Origin of the sequence: Pseudomonas sp. M1 (assembly GCF_022760135.1) — a bacterium.
GTDB classification, from domain to species: domain Bacteria; phylum Pseudomonadota; class Gammaproteobacteria; order Pseudomonadales; family Pseudomonadaceae; genus Pseudomonas; species Pseudomonas citronellolis.
The window spans coordinates 6182306-6197731 of sequence record NZ_CP094343.1; the positions used below are offsets into that span (position 1 = coordinate 6182306).

General features: G+C 67.2%; 12 protein-coding genes. 4 read left to right on the plus strand and 8 right to left on the minus strand.

Annotated elements, in window-relative coordinates:
* Nucleotides 1–83: 83 nt before the first annotated feature.
* Nucleotides 84–488, minus strand: coding sequence for a type II toxin-antitoxin system HicB family antitoxin (locus PM1_RS27510; protein ID WP_009615524.1), 405 nt, complete (start codon nucleotides 486–488; stop codon nucleotides 84–86).
* 32 nt (nucleotides 489–520) lie between these two features.
* A complete protein-coding gene (locus PM1_RS27515; RefSeq protein WP_009615522.1) occupies nucleotides 521–703 on the minus strand; it encodes a type II toxin-antitoxin system HicA family toxin in 183 nt (60 codons plus the stop codon).
* A gap of 458 nt (nucleotides 704–1161) precedes the next feature.
* Here PM1_RS27515 and PM1_RS27520 point away from each other — a divergent pair, with 458 nt between their 5' ends.
* The gene (locus PM1_RS27520) at nucleotides 1162–1650 is read left to right on the plus strand and encodes a BRO-N domain-containing protein (protein ID WP_009615520.1); all 489 of its coding nucleotides are present in this window, start codon (nucleotides 1162–1164) and stop codon (nucleotides 1648–1650) included.
* A 300-nt stretch (nucleotides 1651–1950) separates the two neighbouring features.
* Here PM1_RS27520 and PM1_RS27525 read toward each other — a convergent pair whose 3' ends face one another.
* Nucleotides 1951–2109, minus strand: a complete 159-nt coding sequence (locus tag PM1_RS27525; RefSeq protein WP_009615518.1) for a YqaE/Pmp3 family membrane protein — start codon at nucleotides 2107–2109, stop codon at nucleotides 1951–1953.
* A gap of 355 nt (nucleotides 2110–2464) precedes the next feature.
* Here PM1_RS27525 and putA point away from each other — a divergent pair, with 355 nt between their 5' ends.
* Complete coding sequence (gene putA, locus PM1_RS27530) at nucleotides 2465–6400, plus strand: trifunctional transcriptional regulator/proline dehydrogenase/L-glutamate gamma-semialdehyde dehydrogenase (protein WP_009615516.1); 3936 nt, start codon at nucleotides 2465–2467, stop codon at nucleotides 6398–6400.
* A gap of 336 nt (nucleotides 6401–6736) precedes the next feature.
* Here the strand turns inward: putA and PM1_RS27535 are convergent, their stop codons facing one another.
* From PM1_RS27535 to PM1_RS27545, 3 genes are read right to left on the minus strand one after another with little or no spacing between them, the layout of a single operon-like run.
* Entirely contained in the window at nucleotides 6737–8086 is a 1350-nt protein-coding gene (locus tag PM1_RS27535) for a glutamine synthetase family protein (RefSeq protein WP_009615514.1), read from the minus strand.
* A 36-nt stretch (nucleotides 8087–8122) separates the two neighbouring features.
* Complete coding sequence (locus PM1_RS27540) at nucleotides 8123–8671, minus strand: helix-turn-helix domain-containing protein (RefSeq protein ID WP_009615512.1); 549 nt, start codon at nucleotides 8669–8671, stop codon at nucleotides 8123–8125.
* A 19-nt stretch (nucleotides 8672–8690) separates the two neighbouring features.
* Complete coding sequence (locus tag PM1_RS27545; RefSeq protein ID WP_009615510.1) at nucleotides 8691–9980, minus strand: NAD(P)/FAD-dependent oxidoreductase; 1290 nt, start codon at nucleotides 9978–9980, stop codon at nucleotides 8691–8693.
* A 227-nt stretch (nucleotides 9981–10207) separates the two neighbouring features.
* Between PM1_RS27545 and PM1_RS27550 the strand changes: the two genes are divergently transcribed.
* Nucleotides 10208–10909: a transcriptional regulator FNR gene (locus PM1_RS27550; protein ID WP_009615508.1), complete on the plus strand. Its 702-nt coding sequence runs from the start codon at nucleotides 10208–10210 to the stop codon at nucleotides 10907–10909.
* A gap of 298 nt (nucleotides 10910–11207) precedes the next feature.
* Here PM1_RS27550 and PM1_RS27555 read toward each other — a convergent pair whose 3' ends face one another.
* The gene (locus PM1_RS27555; protein WP_009615506.1) at nucleotides 11208–11909 is read right to left on the minus strand and encodes an MOSC domain-containing protein; all 702 of its coding nucleotides are present in this window, start codon (nucleotides 11907–11909) and stop codon (nucleotides 11208–11210) included.
* Nucleotides 11910–12009: 100 nt separating this feature from the next.
* On the opposite strand from PM1_RS27555, the gene PM1_RS27560 reads away from it, so the two are divergent.
* Nucleotides 12010–12900, plus strand: coding sequence for a LysR family transcriptional regulator (locus PM1_RS27560; RefSeq protein WP_009615504.1), 891 nt, complete (start codon nucleotides 12010–12012; stop codon nucleotides 12898–12900).
* 730 nt (nucleotides 12901–13630) lie between these two features.
* On the opposite strand, the gene PM1_RS27565 is transcribed toward PM1_RS27560, so the two are convergent.
* Nucleotides 13631–15409, minus strand: a complete 1779-nt coding sequence (locus PM1_RS27565) for an acyl-CoA dehydrogenase C-terminal domain-containing protein (protein ID WP_009615502.1) — start codon at nucleotides 15407–15409, stop codon at nucleotides 13631–13633.
* Between the last annotated feature and the right edge of the window lie 17 nt (nucleotides 15410–15426).

Genomic DNA, 15426 nt, shown 5'->3' on the forward strand with positions numbered 1-15426 from the left:
TTTATTCGGCTCACCCTCCCAAAAGGGCTTGCCATGCACTCTTCGCGCCCCGCGAAAAGCCGCCTGATTGCGCAGCGTCTGGCTCAGTTCGAAGACAACTCACGCAGCGCGGCGGTAGCCAGGAAGCCGGAGCGAGAGGCGTAGCGATGGTCGCGCTTCACGCGTTCGTCGATGCGTTGCAGGAGGTTTTCCGGGAGGCTGGCGTTGAAGCGCACGGCCTTGCCCAGGTAGGGGGTGACGTCGAAGTCGACCACCGCCCAGACGCCGCCGGCGTAGTCGGGGTTGCCCATGTGGGTGTCCACTTCCTGGGCTTGCGGGAGCGTCTCGCCGTCGGCCACCAGGCCTTCGAAGTGCAGGGCCAGGGCTTCCTGGACGTTTTCCAGCGCCTGGCTGACGGTGCCGCCGGCGGAGAAGCAGCCAGGCACGTCAGGGATGGTCACGCCGTAATCCGAGTCGGCGTCCTTGTGCAGAACCACGGGGAATTTCATGTTGATGCCCTCCTCCTGGGCTGACGGCCGACTCATCGCAGGCCGGCCTGGCGCAGAATGCTGTTCACGGTCCCGATCGGCAGGTTGCTCCTGGGGTGGGGAACCGTCACCCGCCCCTTCTTGGTGAAATGCCGGAACTGATGATGACTGCCTTTCACCTCCACCAGGAACCAGCCATCCGCCCGGATCAACTCCATGATTTCTCGACTGCGCATCGTCCCTCCGCCCAGCCTTGGTGTGTATGCTACACACCAAGGCTGTGATTATCTACACACACTACACACCCGAATTTCAATCTTGCCGTCAGGCGCTCCGCCGCAATTGAAGAGTGCCGAGGCTTTGGGCGATGCAATGGGATTGGCAGCAACTGAAAACAGGGAAGTTTCCTGCGAGGCATTGGCGTTGCCGTCTTACAAGACGGCTGCGTAGCGTTCCACCTGCCACGGATCAGACGTGGCCAGGTGTGGAAACCTGATTAACGAGCGGTCCACTCTTTCAGGGCGAAGTAGGCACGACGTGCCGGTAGTGCCCTGTACGCTTTTGGCGGACCGTGCGAGGCGGGCGCTTGCCCGGCCGGCTTACTCGTTATCCGGTTTTCCACCCTTGCACGGTCCGCCTCCCTTCTCCGGATTGCCTGGGTGGCGGCTTCTTCGATGCAGCAAGGAGCGACAGCATGAGCCTTTCTTCTACTTCCGATTCCGTCCTCGTCCCTTCCGTGTTCCTACGCCATCGCCGGCCCCTGCGGGCGGTGCTGATCGAGAACCAGGCGTGGTTCGTCGGGCGCGACCTGGCGCGGCTGACCAACAGCCATGTGTCCACGCGGGTTATCCACAAACTGGATGCCGATCAGCAGCGGTTCGAGTGTCTGCAGGTGGCTGGCGGCGAGGTGACGCGTGAGTGGCTGGTCAGCGAGAGCGGCGTGTATGCGTTGCTGATGGTGCATTTCTATCACCCGGAGAACCGGGGCTTGCGGCAGTGGTTGAGCAATGAGGTGGTGCCGGCGTTGCGGGATGCGCGGCAGAGTGATCCGGATTTGCCGCGGCGAAGGGTGAAGCGGGTGCAGGGGCAGCAGTTGAGCGTGCTGGATTGGCAGGGGAAGTTGTGGGTGCGGTTTGGGGATGCGGTGGGGTTGATGGAGCGGGAGGTTCGGCGGGAGTCGTAGGGTGGGTGGTATTCATGGTGATGGGTATCGCTGCGCTCAACGCCATCCTACGGGGCGCCAGGGTTGGCTCTGGTGTGGTCTTTGACTTGGGCTCCCTCTCCCCAGCCCTCTCCCTGAAGGGAGAGGGGGCTTGTTCGTGCCGAGAGGGGGACCGGCTTCAGTCGGTAACTTTCGGTGTTGCCGGCTGACTCCAGAATGACAGCGTCTGCCCAACGGTCCCCTCTCCCTTCAGGGAGAGGGTTAGGGAGAGGGCCGCCGAACGCCACCCCGGCGACGACACCCCCGGCCATGCAGCAGCCTTCACCGCTTCGCAATGATGTAAACCGCATGCACGATACCGGGGATGTACCCCAGCAACGTCAGCAGGATGTTCAACCAGAACGCCCCGCCGAAGCCCACCTGGAGGAACACGCCCAGGGGCGGGAGGATGATGGCGATGAGGATGCGGATCAGGTCCATGGCGGGTGCCCCTTGTAACTGTGGCTACTGACACCAGCATCGACCACGGCCGCTTCGCTGGCGTTCAATCCTTTTGCGGGCCATGGTTACGGGCAGAGTCAGGCCTCTGCGTACCGAAAAGGTGCAACCCCGCTCCCGCCCCAGCGCGCAGATGCCCGCTCTCCTAAAATGCAAGGCAAGGTCCGCTTCTTGCAGCGATCGCCGGGCATCCGCTGCATCCGCCGGCAGGGTCACCTTTCTACACAGTCCGTCGAGTTCGACCAATGGCTGGTTGCACCTGGTTGCACCTTTGTCGTCCGGCGTTTAAATTCTCGCCACATTTCCGCCGTGCCCACTTTCAATAACAGGTACAACCATGGCCACCACCACCCTTGGCGTGAAGCTGGACGACGCCACCCGTGAACGTCTGAAGCAAGCCGCCCAAGCCATCGAGCGCACGCCGCACTGGATCATCAAGCAGGCGATCTTCAACTATCTGGAGCAGATCGAGGGTGGTCTCTCCCCCGCCGCGCAGTCCGGCCTGGCCGCCGCGGCCGGCGAGGAATCGCTGGAGGCGCTGAACGAGCAGGGCCTGCAGGTGTTCCTGGACTTCGCCGAAAGCATCCTGCCGCAGTCCGTGCTGCGCGCCGCCATCACCTCCGCCTACCGCCGCCCGGAAACCGAAGCGCTGCCGATGCTGCTGGAGCAGGCCCGCCTGCCACAGGACAAGGCCGAGGCCGCCAACAAGATGGCCCTGGGCATCGCCGAGAAGCTGCGCAACCAGAAGAGCGCCGGCGGCCGCCAGGGCCTGGTGCAGGGCCTGCTGCAGGAGTTCTCGCTGTCGTCCCAGGAGGGCGTGGCGCTGATGTGCCTGGCCGAGGCGCTGCTGCGCATTCCGGACAAGGCCACCCGCGACGCGCTGATCCGCGACAAGATCAGCAACGGCAACTGGAGCCAGCACCTGGGCCAGAGCCCGTCGATGTTCGTCAACGCCGCGTCCTGGGGCCTGCTGATCACCGGCAAGCTGGTGTCCACCCACACCGAGGCGGGCATGACTTCCTCGCTCAACCGCATCATCGGCAAGAGTGGCGAGCCGCTGATCCGCAAGGGCGTGGACATGGCCATGCGCCTGATGGGCGAGCAGTTCGTCACCGGCGAGACCATCGGCGAGGCCCTGGCCAACGCCGCGAACATGGAAAGCCGCGGCTTCCGCTATTCCTACGACATGCTCGGCGAAGCCGCGCTGACCGACGAGGACGCCAAGCGTTACCTGGCCTCCTATGAGCAGGCCATCCACGCCATCGGCAAGGCCTCTCATGGCCGCGGCATCTACGAAGGCCCGGGCATCTCGATCAAGCTCTCGGCGCTGCACCCGCGCTACAGCCGCGCGCAGTACGACCGGGTGATGGACGAGCTGTACCCGACCCTGCTGGGCCTGACGCAGATGGCCAAGCAGTACGACATCGGCATCAACATCGACGCCGAGGAAGCCGACCGCCTGGAAATCTCCCTCGACCTGCTGGAGCGCCTGTGCTTCGAGCCGTCGCTGAGCGGCTGGAACGGCATCGGCTTCGTCATCCAGGCCTACCAGAAGCGCTGCCCTTACGTGATCGACTACGTGATCGACCTGGCCAAGCGCAGCCGCCACCGCCTGATGATCCGCCTGGTGAAGGGCGCCTACTGGGACAGCGAGATCAAGCTGGCCCAGGTCAACGGCCTGGAGGGCTACCCGGTCTACACCCGCAAGCCCTATACCGACGTTTCCTACATCGCCTGCGCGCGCAAGCTGCTGGCGGTGCCGGAGGCCATCTACCCGCAGTTCGCCACCCACAACGCCCATTCGCTGTCGGCCATCTACCAGATCGCCGGGCAGAACTACTACCCCGGCCAGTACGAGTTCCAGTGCCTGCACGGCATGGGCGAGCCGCTGTACGAGCAGGTGGTGGGCAAGGTCGCCGACGGCAAGTTCAACCGCCCGTGCCGCATCTACGCCCCGGTGGGCAGCCACGAGACGCTGCTGGCCTACCTGGTGCGCCGCCTGCTGGAAAACGGCGCCAACACCAGCTTCGTCAACCGTATCGCCGATCACAGCATCTCGCTGCAGGACCTGGTGACCGACCCGGTGCAGCAAGTCGAGCAGATGGCCGCCCAGGAAGGCACCCTCGGCCTGCCGCACCCGCGCATCCCGCTGCCGCGTGATCTGTATGGCGAAGGCCGGGCCAACTCCGCCGGCCTGGACCTGGCCAACGAACACCGCCTGGGCTCGCTCTCCTCGGCGCTGCTGACCAGCACCAACCAGGCCTACGTCGCCCAGCCGGTGCTCGGCGGCGAAGCCCCGGCGCTCGCCGCGGCCGAGCCGGTGAAGAACCCGGCCGATCACCGCGACATCGTCGGCCAGGTACACGAGGCCAGCGAGGCGGACGTCAACAACGCCCTGCTCAGCGCCCAGGCCAGCGGGCCGATCTGGCAGTCCACCCTGCCGGAAGAGCGCGCCGCCGTGCTGGAGCGCGCCGCCGACCAGATGGAAGGCGAGATGCAGCAGCTGATGGGCCTGCTGGTGCGCGAATCCGGCAAGACCTTCGCCAACGCCATCGCCGAGGTGCGCGAGGCGGTGGACTTCCTGCGCTACTACGCGGCCCAGGCCCGCAGCTTCTCCAACGACAGCCACCGCCCGCTGGGCCCGGTGGTGTGCATCAGCCCGTGGAACTTCCCGCTGGCGATCTTCAGCGGCCAGGTGGCCGCCGCCCTGGCCGCCGGCAACACCGTGCTGGCCAAGCCGGCCGAGCAGACCCCGCTGATCGCCGCCCAGGCCGTGCGCATCCTGCTCGAAGCCGGCGTGCCGGCCGGCGTGCTGCAGCTGCTGCCGGGCCGCGGCGAAACCGTTGGCGCCCGCCTGGTCGGCGACGAACGCGTGCGCGGCGTGATGTTCACCGGCTCCACCGAGGTGGCCGGCATCCTCCAGCGCAACATCGCCGGCCGCCTGGATGCCCAGGGCCGCGCCATTCCGCTGATCGCCGAGACCGGCGGGATGAACGCGATGATCGTCGACTCCTCGGCGCTGGCCGAGCAGGTGGTGGTGGACGTGATCAACTCCGCCTTCGACAGCGCCGGCCAACGCTGCTCGGCCCTGCGCGTGCTGTGCGTGCAGGCCGACGTGGCCGACCGCGTGGTGCAGATGCTCAAAGGCGCCATGGCCGAATACACCATTGGCTCGCCGGAGCACCTGAACGTGGACATCGGCCCAGTGATCGACGCCGAGGCCAAGGGCAACATCGACCGCCACATCCAGGCCATGCGCGACAAGGGCCGCAAGGTCTTCCAGGCCGCGCGGGTCAACGGCGACACGCTCAAGCGCGGCACCTTCGTGGTGCCGACGCTGATCGAGCTGGACAGCTTCGACGAGCTCAAGCGCGAAATCTTCGGCCCGGTGCTGCACCTGGTGCGCTACGAGCGCTCCGACCTGGACCAGCTGCTGGCGCAGATCAACGCCTCCGGCTACGGCCTGACTCTCGGCGTGCACACCCGCATCGACGAGACCATCAGCCAGGTGGTGGGCAACGCCCACGTCGGCAACCTGTACGTGAACCGCAACATCGTCGGCGCCGTGGTCGGCGTGCAGCCCTTCGGCGGCGAAGGCCTGTCCGGCACCGGGCCGAAGGCCGGCGGCCCGCTGTACCTGTTCCGTCTGCTGTCGACCCGCCCGCGCGATGCGGTGGCCAGGCAGCTGGCCGGCGACAACGTCCAGGCCCTGCCGCGCCCGGCCGAGCGCGAGAAGGCCCTGCAAGCCCTGCGCGACTGGGCAGCCAAGCAGGAGCCGGAACTGGCGAAGGTGGCGGACGAGTTCGCCAGCCTGGCGCAGAGCTACGCCTGCCACGTGCTGACCGGCCCGACCGGCGAGCGCAACACCTACACCCTGCTGCCGCGCGAGCGCGTGCTGAACATTGCCGAGGAGCGTGCCGACCTGCTGGTGCAACTGGCCGCCACCCTGGCGGTGGGCAGCCTGGCGGTATGGCCGGCAAGCCAGCGCGAGCTGCGCGACAGCCTGCCGAAGGAAGTGCAGAAGCGAATCGAGCTGGTCAACGACTGGACCGCCGCCGAAGCCGCCTTCGACGCCATCCTGCACCACGGCGATTCCGACCAGCTGCGCGAGGTGTGCGAACAGGCCGCCAAGCGCAAGGGCGCGATCGTCGGCGTGCACGGCCTGGGCAAGGGTGAAACCGACGTACCGCTGGAACGCCTGCTGGTGGAGCACGCCCTGAGCGTGAACACTGCGGCCGCCGGCGGCAACGCCAGCCTGATGACCATCGGCTGATGCGACGGCGGCGGCCCTACCCGGCCGCCGCCAGCGACACCCGCGCCCTTGCGGCGCGAACCGCGCTACCGCCCTCGTCGAGGGGGCTACCCGCCCGGCAACGCGGCTTTCCCTCCAGGCATTCCATGCCTTGCGTCCACCCAAACGGCGGACGCCGCGGCGGGGCTACCCTCCCCGCCGCTTCCTTGAATACCGGAACCGGCCCAGGGTCCGGCGAGCTAGAGCAGAACAAGGCGGAAACAGGCGAAAGCGCGGAGTTTACGCGCGGTAAATGAGCAAGCTCTCGCCTGTTTCCAACACAGTTATGCCGACGCGCAGCCGACCATGGGCCGGTTCCTACAGGAACCAGCGGTATTCGCGAGCGCTGACCTCGTCCATGAATTCCAGATGGTCGTGGCGCTTGTTCTCGCAGTAGACGAAGACGAACTCGCTGCCGAGCCCTTCCTTGACCACCGGGTGGTTCTCCATGGCCGCCACCGCGCCGAGCATGTCGCGGGGGAAGTCGATGCCGCTGTCGCGGTCTTCGTTCAGCGGCGCGATGGGCTCCTTGCCCGCTTCCAGGCCGTATTCCATGCCGGTGAGAATGGCCGCCAGCACCAGGTAAGGGTTGGCATCTGCGCCAGCCAGGCGGTGCTCAATGCGCAGGTTCCGGCCGTCGGACTCGGGGATGCGGATGCACGCGTCGCGGTCTTCGAAGCCCCAACTGGCCTTGCTCGCCGCGTTCACCCGCGAGCCATAGCGGCGGTAGGCGTTGTGGTTGGCGGCGAAGATCGGCATGCAATGCGGTAGCAGCTCCAGGCAGCCGGCCACGGCGTGGCGCAGCGGGCGCTGGTTGTCGCCGTCGAGCAGGTTGCGGCCGTCGCGGTCGTACAGGCTGACGTGGACGTGCATGCCGCTGCCCGGCGCGTGCAGGTAGGGCTTGCTCATGAAGCTGGCGCGGTACCCGTGCTTGAGCGCCACGCCACGGGTGGCGCGGGTGAACAGCGCGGCCTGGTCGGCGGCGTGCAGGCCGTCCTCGCAGTGGGCGAAGTTGATCTCGAACTGGCCCGGGCCGATCTCGGCGGTGATGACGTTGGCGTCCACGCCCTGCTCGCGCGAGGCCTCGACGATTTCATGCAGCACGTCGGAGAAGCGCGACAGGCGCTCGATGTGCATGTTCGGCTGGTCGTCCTCGTCGTCGCACAGCGGGTCGCGCGGGTACTGCGGCAGGCCGTCCTTGAGCTTCCTGTCGAACAGGTAGAACTCCAGCTCGAAGGCCACCACCGGGCGGATGCCCTTGCCTTCCAGGCGCTTGAGCACGCGCGCCAGCACTTCCCGCGGTTCGAACTCGATGGGCGCCTCGGTGCCGTCGGAGCTGATGATCATCTGCCCCAGCGGCTGGTTCGCCCAGCGCACCGGCTTGAGCGTGCCGGGGATCAGCCGGCGCGGCGCGTCCGGGTCGCCGTCGTTGAAGCAGTAGTCGCCGATCGGGTGCAGGCCGCCCTGCACGCCCAGCAGCACGCAGTTCTGCGGCAGTTTCAGGGGCGAGCCGGCGGCGACTTTCTCCAGCATGTCCACCGGGTAGCGCTTGCCGTAGAAGTGCCCGGGGATGTCCAGGCAGATCAGGTCGACGTAGCGCACGTCCGGGTTCTGGGCGCGGAAGGCGCGTACTTCGCTGAGCAGGTCGGGGAAGGTTTGGCGGTTCATCTTCTTGGTGCCTGTGTCGGGCGCAGCCGGATGCCTTCAGGTGAAGATCCAGAGCACCCTCGTTGGTTTGTCTGTCAGGTTGCCGTAGCGGAATTTCGCGTGCGGCGGCAGCTGGAAGCTGTCGTTGGGGTAAAGGGTGACGGTCTCGTCCTGGTACCAGAGGGTCAATTCGCCCTCCAGCACGAAGCCGCCCTGTTCGGAGCTGTCGTTGAGGTGGTCGTCGCCGCTGGTGGCGCCGGGGGCGAGGATGCTGTCGAGCATCGAGAAGCCGCCGGACATGTTCGGCGAGGCGAGGATGTCGGTGATGCCGCCGGCGTAGTACAGCGTGCGGCGGTCGGCCGGGCGCGTCACCCAGGCCAGCTCGCGCGCCGGCCCTTCGGCGTAGAAGTAGGTGGTCGGCACGCCGAGGGCTTCGCTGATGGCGGTGAGGTCCGCCACGGTGGGGCGCGACAGGCCGCGCTCGACCTGGGAGAGGAAGCCCACCGAACGGCCGATGCGCTCGGCCAGGGCGCCGAGGGTCAGGTTCTTGTGCTTGCGCAGGTCGCGGATGAGGGTCGCGAGGTGTTCGTTCTGGTGTTCTTGCATAGGCGCTGTCCGGCTCGGTTCAGAAGAAGTCCCGCAAGCGATACCAGGCTTTGCCGACGGCTTCCAGTGGCGCGGCGAAGCGCTGGCCGCCGGGGAAGCCGGGATTGCTCAGGCGCTGGTACAGGTCGAGCTCCTCGCTGCGCCCCAGCATCGCCTGGCTGACCGCGTGGGCAGCGGCCAGGCTGGGCAGCACGCCGTGCCCGGAATAGCCCTGCAGCCAGTAGAGGTCGCCGCGGCGGCCGATGTCCGGGGTGCGCCGCATGCTGCAGTCGATGTGCCCGCCCCAGGCGTATTCCAGCTCCACCCCGCGCAGTTGCGGGAACACCCGCTCGACGTAGGGCCGGGTGGCGGCGCGGATGTCCGAGGGCATTCCGCCCAGGTAGGTGCAGCCGCCGCCGAACAGCAGGCGGTGGTCGGGGGTGAGGCGGAAGTAGTCGAGGACGAACTGGTTGTCGGTGACGCAGCAGTTCTTCGGCAGCAGCGAGTGCGCCAGCTCCGCGCCCAGCGGTGCGGTGGCGACCTGGTAGGTGCCCACCGGCAGGATGCGCGCGGAGACTTCCTTGTCCAGGCCGTCGATGTAGGCGTTGCAGGCCAGCACCAGGGCGGCGCAGCGGATGCTGCCGTGCTCGGTCTCGACGAGGTAACCGTTGCCCTGCTCGCTGTAGCGCAGCGCGCGGGTCTGCTCGAAGATGCGCCCGCCGGCCTTCTCCAGCGCGCCGGCGAGGCCGTAGGCCAGTTTCAGCGGGTTGAGGTGCGCGGAATTCGGGTCGTACAGGCCGGCCAGGTAGCGTTCGCTGGCGATCCACTGCGGCAGCTCGGCGCGGGAAACCATCTGCAGGCCTTCGTAGCCCCAGCGGCGCGCAGCCTCGCCCTGCCACTCTTCGAGCATGCCGACGCGGCGCGGCAACACGGCGGTCCACAGGTGGCCGACGCGGTAGTCGCAGTCGAAGCCGTGGCGCTGCGGCAGGTCGCGCATTTCCCGCGCGGCCCAGAGCATGCCCTGCCACAGGCGCAGGGCGCCTTCATGGCCGAGGTCGGCCTCGATCGGCCCGAGGTCGCTGGACCAGCCCGGCAGCGCCTGGCCGCCGTTGCGCCCGGAAGCCGCCCAGGCGATGCGGCTGGCCTCGATGACGCAGACCTGGCGGCCGCCTTCGGCCAGTTGCAGCGCGGTGTGCAGGCCGCTGAAGCCGGCGCCGATCACCAGCACCTCGACCTCCAGCGCATCCGTCAGCTGCGCGCGGGGCTGCAGCAATTCCGGGTTGGCGGCGGCGTAGTAGGTGCCGACGGGCTGGCTGGATTGCAGGAACATGGCGACCTCGTGAAATTGTCATGCTTGTTTTTCATGAAAACTAACACAACTAATTTCACGAAGCCAGTCCGGCACAAATCCACAGCGACCCGCGGCAGCCCAGCCAGGGGAAAGCCGGACCGTGCGCGCGGGATGACAGACGCCCATCTATTGCTATGTTCTTAGGAGATAAAAAGGCCGCCGGACGCGGTTCGGTCGGGCGTACAGGGGATAACCGGATGAATCGGATGCTGAAGCCGCAGCCTTATTGCAAGAATTGCCGACTGGCACCGCCCACCCTCAGCGACGACAAGCTCCAGGAGCTGGAAGCCCTCATCAAGCCCGGCCACCTGCTGCACAAGGGCGACCACCTGTTCCGCCAGGGCGATGCCTTCCACAACGTCTACCTGGTGCGTTCCGGCTCGCTGAAGACGGTGACCACCAACGAGCAGGGTCTGGAGAAGATCACCGGCTTCTATTACGCCAACGAGATATTCGGCTTCTCCGGCATGGACGAGGGCCGCTACCCGGTGTCGGCCATCGCCCTGGAAAGCACCCTGTGCAGCGAGATTCCCTTCGACCAGCTGGAGCTGCTGTCGCAGCAGATTCCCGGGCTGTCGCACCAGTTGCTGCTGATGATGAGCCGCAAGATCCGCGAGGACCAGCAGATGAAGCTGCTGCTCTCGCGGCTCAACGCCGATTCGCGGATCGCCGCCTTCCTGCTGAACATTTCCGCGCACTTCCGCGAGCGCGGCTTCTCGGCCCTGCGCTTCCGCCTGAGCATGTCGCGCCACGAGATCGGCGACTACCTGGGGCTGGCGGTGGAGACCGTGTCGCGCAGCTTCACCCGCCTGCAGAAGAACGGCCTGTTGCGGGTCAACGGGCGGGAGACGGAGATCGTCGACTTCACCGAGCTGTGCGCGCTGGCGGGCGGCGAGATCGAACTCTGAAGCCCTGCCTTTCCCTCGTAGGATGGGTTGAGCCTGCGAAACCCATGCGGTCATTGGCGATGGGTATCGTTACGCTCAACCCATCCTACGGTGTTTGCCTGAGGGGTAGGAGCGGGCCCTGCCCGCGATTCGCGCGCAGGGCGCGCTCCTACATGGGATACGTCATGGCGCCGCGATGCGGCCGGCAGGTCGCCGCCGGTCCCGGGGCAGAACGCCCCGGCCGGGAATAAAAGCCGCCCCGATGGACCAAAACGACGTCCGGGGGCGGGCGCGAGGCAGGTTGTGGGCAGCAGCCGCGTCAGGCGGGGCCGCTGCCCAGGCATTCAGGGCCCTGCAGGCGGGCCGTCCAGTCTTCCACCACGCCACTGGCCAGGCGTTGCGCGGCGGTCTTGCGCCAGCGCAGCGAGAGCGCGTCGCACGCCATCATCTGACGCAGGCCGCAACGCTCCAGCGGTTCGCCGAAGTACCAGCGCAGCAGACTGGCGACGCTCAGCTGCGGGTAGTGCCGCTGCACCAGCTCCAGCGGCGCGGCGGCGCTGACCATGCCGGCACGGCGCACCCGGTAGAACCAGCCGCAGCGGCCCTGCTGCTGCAATTCCAGCGGCAGTTCCGGGAGGTTCCAGCGGCGCCCCAGGCGGTAGCACGGCGAGCGCGGCTGGCTGACTTCGATCAGCGCATCGCCCCAGCGGAACAGGTCGCCGATGCACACATCCGCCTCGCTGACACCGAAGGTCGAGAGGTTCTCGCCGAAGGCCGGTTGCTGCCAGCGCTGTTGCGGGTGCTGCTTGCGCCAGTGGCGGTAGTGCTCGGCCGGGTAGTGGTGCAGCGCGCGGTCGAGGCCGCCGTGGTGGCGCAGATCGGCCTGTTCGTCGCCGGGCAGGCCTTCGCTGCCCAGCCAGACTTCCTCGCGGGTTTCCAGCTTGTCGATGGCGCTGACCAGGCCGCCCCAGCACTCTTCGACTTTGCCTATGAAAACACCCTGGATGACGATGCCTTCCACCTTTGTCTACCCGTCTGTAGCAGCGGACAGGCAGTAGACTAGAGCCTCGGATAGGCGCCTATCCATTTCGATTTTCCAGTTTCGTTGATAAGCCAAGCTTATGGATTTCCGCCAGCTCCGCTATTTCGTCGCGCTCTACGAGGAAGGCCACGTCGGCCGTGCCGCCGAGCGCCTGGCCCTGTCGCAGCCGGCGCTGTCGCAGCAGATCCGCCAGCTGGAGCGGAGCCTCGACGTGGCCCTGTTCCAGCGCGTCGGCAAGCGCCTGGTGCCGACGGTGGCGGCGCACACGCTGTACAACCATGCCGTGCCCCTGCTCGAAGGCCTGGAGCGCGCCCACGAAGCCCTGCGTGGCTTCCGCGGCCAGGCCGCGCGCAGCCTGGCCATCGGCGTGCTGCAAACGGTCAACGCCAGCCTGGTGCCCTACCTGGTGGAACGCCTGCACGCCGCGCAGCCGCATTTGCAGGTGCGCATCTACGAGCTGTCCGGGGTGGAGATCGAGCGGCGGCTACTGGCCGGGCAGCTGGACATCGGCATTGGCTTCCTGCCGCCACGCCAGCCCGCGCTGCACGGCGTGGAGCTGTACCCGGACGAGCTGCAACTGGTGATCCCCGCCGACCACCCGTTGCGCGAATTCAAGAAGGTGTCCCTGGCCCAGGCCGCGGAGCTGCCGATGCTGCTGCTCGGCGAGGAATTCCGCGCCCGGCAGATCTGGCAGGAACAGCTGGCCGCCATCGGCCGCCGGCCGCGGGTGCAGGCCGAGCTGAACCACATGAGCGGCATCCTCGACAGCCTGCCCCACAGCCGCTTCGCCACGGTGCTGCCGGGCCGCGCGCGGCAACTGCACAGCAACCGCGACCTGCTGTGGAAGCCGTTGAGCGAGCCGCGCATTGCGCTGAGCGTGGGGCTGGTGTACCGCGATGCGCAGCGCCAGCACAGCACCGTGGAGTTGCTGCGCTCGCTGCTGGAAGGCGTGGTGCAGAGCTTTTCGTAGGCGCACCGGTCTTGCAGGCCGCGCCAGAGTGCTCTTCGTAGGATGGGTTGAGCCTTGGCGAAACCCATGCGGTCGTGGCGATGGGTATCGCTTCGCTCAACACCATCCTACGGGTCGTTGTGTTTGCCGGAGGGCGTAGGAGCGGACCTTGTCCGCGATAGCCGGATGTCCCGGCGCGGATCGCGGATGAGATCCGCTCCTACGCGCGCCATTCCCCTTGTAGGAGCACGCCCTGCGTGCGAATCGCGGGCAGGGCCCGCTCCTACAGGTTGCCGGGAGGCACGGTATTCCTCCCCCGTAGGAGCGGACCTTGTCCGCGATAGCCGGCGGTATCGGCGCGATTCGCGGATGAGATCCGCTCCTACGCCGCCCCACCCGCACCGCCCCCCTGTAGGAGCGCGCCCTGCGCGCGAATCGCGGGCAGGGCCCGCTACAGTTGGCCGGGCAGGAAAAATCGCAGGCAAAAGAAAACCCCGCCTTGCGAGCGGGGTTTTGCAGACCGATATCCTGACGTCCGTGCTGGCCACCGTCCGTGGTGGAATCCCTTTCTTTCCGTTTTGTCGTCGGCGCTTCCTGCGCAATGTCCTGACTAAGAAGAAGATTACCCCTCGCGCCGACGAGCCGATAGACGCCAAATGACACCACGACGTGTAAGCCTAGGCTTACAAAACCGTTGCACCCCTGAAACGACAAGGCCCCGCCGAAGCGGGGCCTTGTCAGGTTGCGCCGATCAGAACTGCGCGGCGTCGAGCAGGTACAGCGACTCGCTGCCGGCTTTCACCGAGGCGGTCAGGGAGTGGATGCGCGGCAGCAGGCGGGCGAAGTAGAAGCGCGCAGTGCCCAGCTTGCTGGCGTAGAAGTCGTCCTGGCCTTCCTTGCCCAGCGCCGCCCGGGCCATCAGCGCCCACATGTAGGCGTAGGCGGTGTAGCCGAACACGTGCAGGTATTCGACCGAAGCCGCGCCGATCTCGTTGGGGTTGGCCTTGGCGCGGTCCAGCACCCAGGCGGTCAGTTCTTCCAGGTTCTGCACGGCGGCGTTCAGCGGGCCGGTGAACTCGGCCAGCTCGGCGCCGGCCGAGGCGGTGAAGGCGCGGATTTCGTCGCTGAACAGCTTGGCGAAGGCGCCACCGCTGCCGACGATCTTGCGGCCCACCAGGTCCAGCGCCTGGATGCCGTTGGTGCCTTCGTAGATCTGGGTGATGCGGCAGTCGCGCACCAGTTGCTCCTGGCCCCACTCGCGGATGAAGCCGTGGCCGCCGAAGATCTGCTGGCCGTGCACGGTGGTTTCCAGGCCCATGTCGGTGAGGAAGGCCTTGGCCACCGGGGTCAGCAGCGCCACCAGGCTCTCGGCGCGCTGGCGCACGGCGGTGTCTTCGCTGTACTTGGCGGTGTCCAGCTGCATGGCGACGTAGCTGGAGAAGGCGCGGCCGCCCTCGTTCAGCGCCTTCATGGTCAGCAGCATGCGGCGCACGTCCGGGTGGACGATGATCGGGTCGGCGGCCTTGTCCTTGGCTACCGGGCCGGTCGGCGCGCGGCTCTGGATGCGCTCGCGGGCGTATTCCACGGCGCTCTGGTAGGAACGCTCGCCGGTGGCCAGGCCCTGGATGCCGACGCCCAGGCGCTCGTAGTTCATCATGGTGAACATGGCCGCCAGGCCCTTGTTCGGCGCGTCGACGATCCAGCCGGTGGCGCCGTCGAAGTTCATCACGCAGGTGGCCGAGGCCTTGATGCCCATCTTGTGTTCGATGGAGCCGCAGGACACGGCGTTGCGCTCGCCCAGGGAGCCGTCCTCGTTGACCAGCACCTTGGGCACCAGGAACAGCGAGATGCCCTTGGAGCCGGCCGGCGCGTCGGGCAGCTTGGCCAGCACCAGGTGGACGATGTTCTCGGTCAGGTCGTGTTCGCCGCCGGTGATGAAGATCTTGGTTCCACTGATCTTGTAGCTGCCGTCGGCCTGGGGCTCGGCCTTGGTGCGGATGATGCCCAGGTCGGTGCCGGCGTGGGGCTCGGTCAGGCACATGGAACCGGCCCAGGTGCCGGCGTACATGTTCGGCAGGTACTTGGCCTTGAGCTCTTCGCTGGCGTGGTTGAGCAGCGACAGGCAGGCGCCGGCGGTGAGCATCGGGTACAGGCCGAAGGACAGGTTGGCCGAGTTGACCATTTCCTCGACCTGCGCGCCTATCACCTTGGGCATGCCCATGCCGCCGAACTCCGGCGAGCCGCCCACGCCCACCCAGCCGCCTTCGGCGTAGGTGCGGTAGGCCTTGGGGAAGCCGGCCGGGGTCTTCACGCCCTCGGCGCTCCAGCTGCAGCCTTCCTCGTCGCCGCTGCGGTTGAGCGGGGCGATCACGCCCGCGGTGACCTTGCCGGCTTCCTCGAGAATGGCGCCGGCGGTATCGACGTCGACGATCTCGGCCAGGCCGGGCAGTTCGGCCCAGAGCTTACTGACCTCGAAGACTTCGTTGAGGACGAATTGCATGTCGCGCAGGGGTGCTTTGTAGTCAGCCATGTTGGGAATCCTCGAGC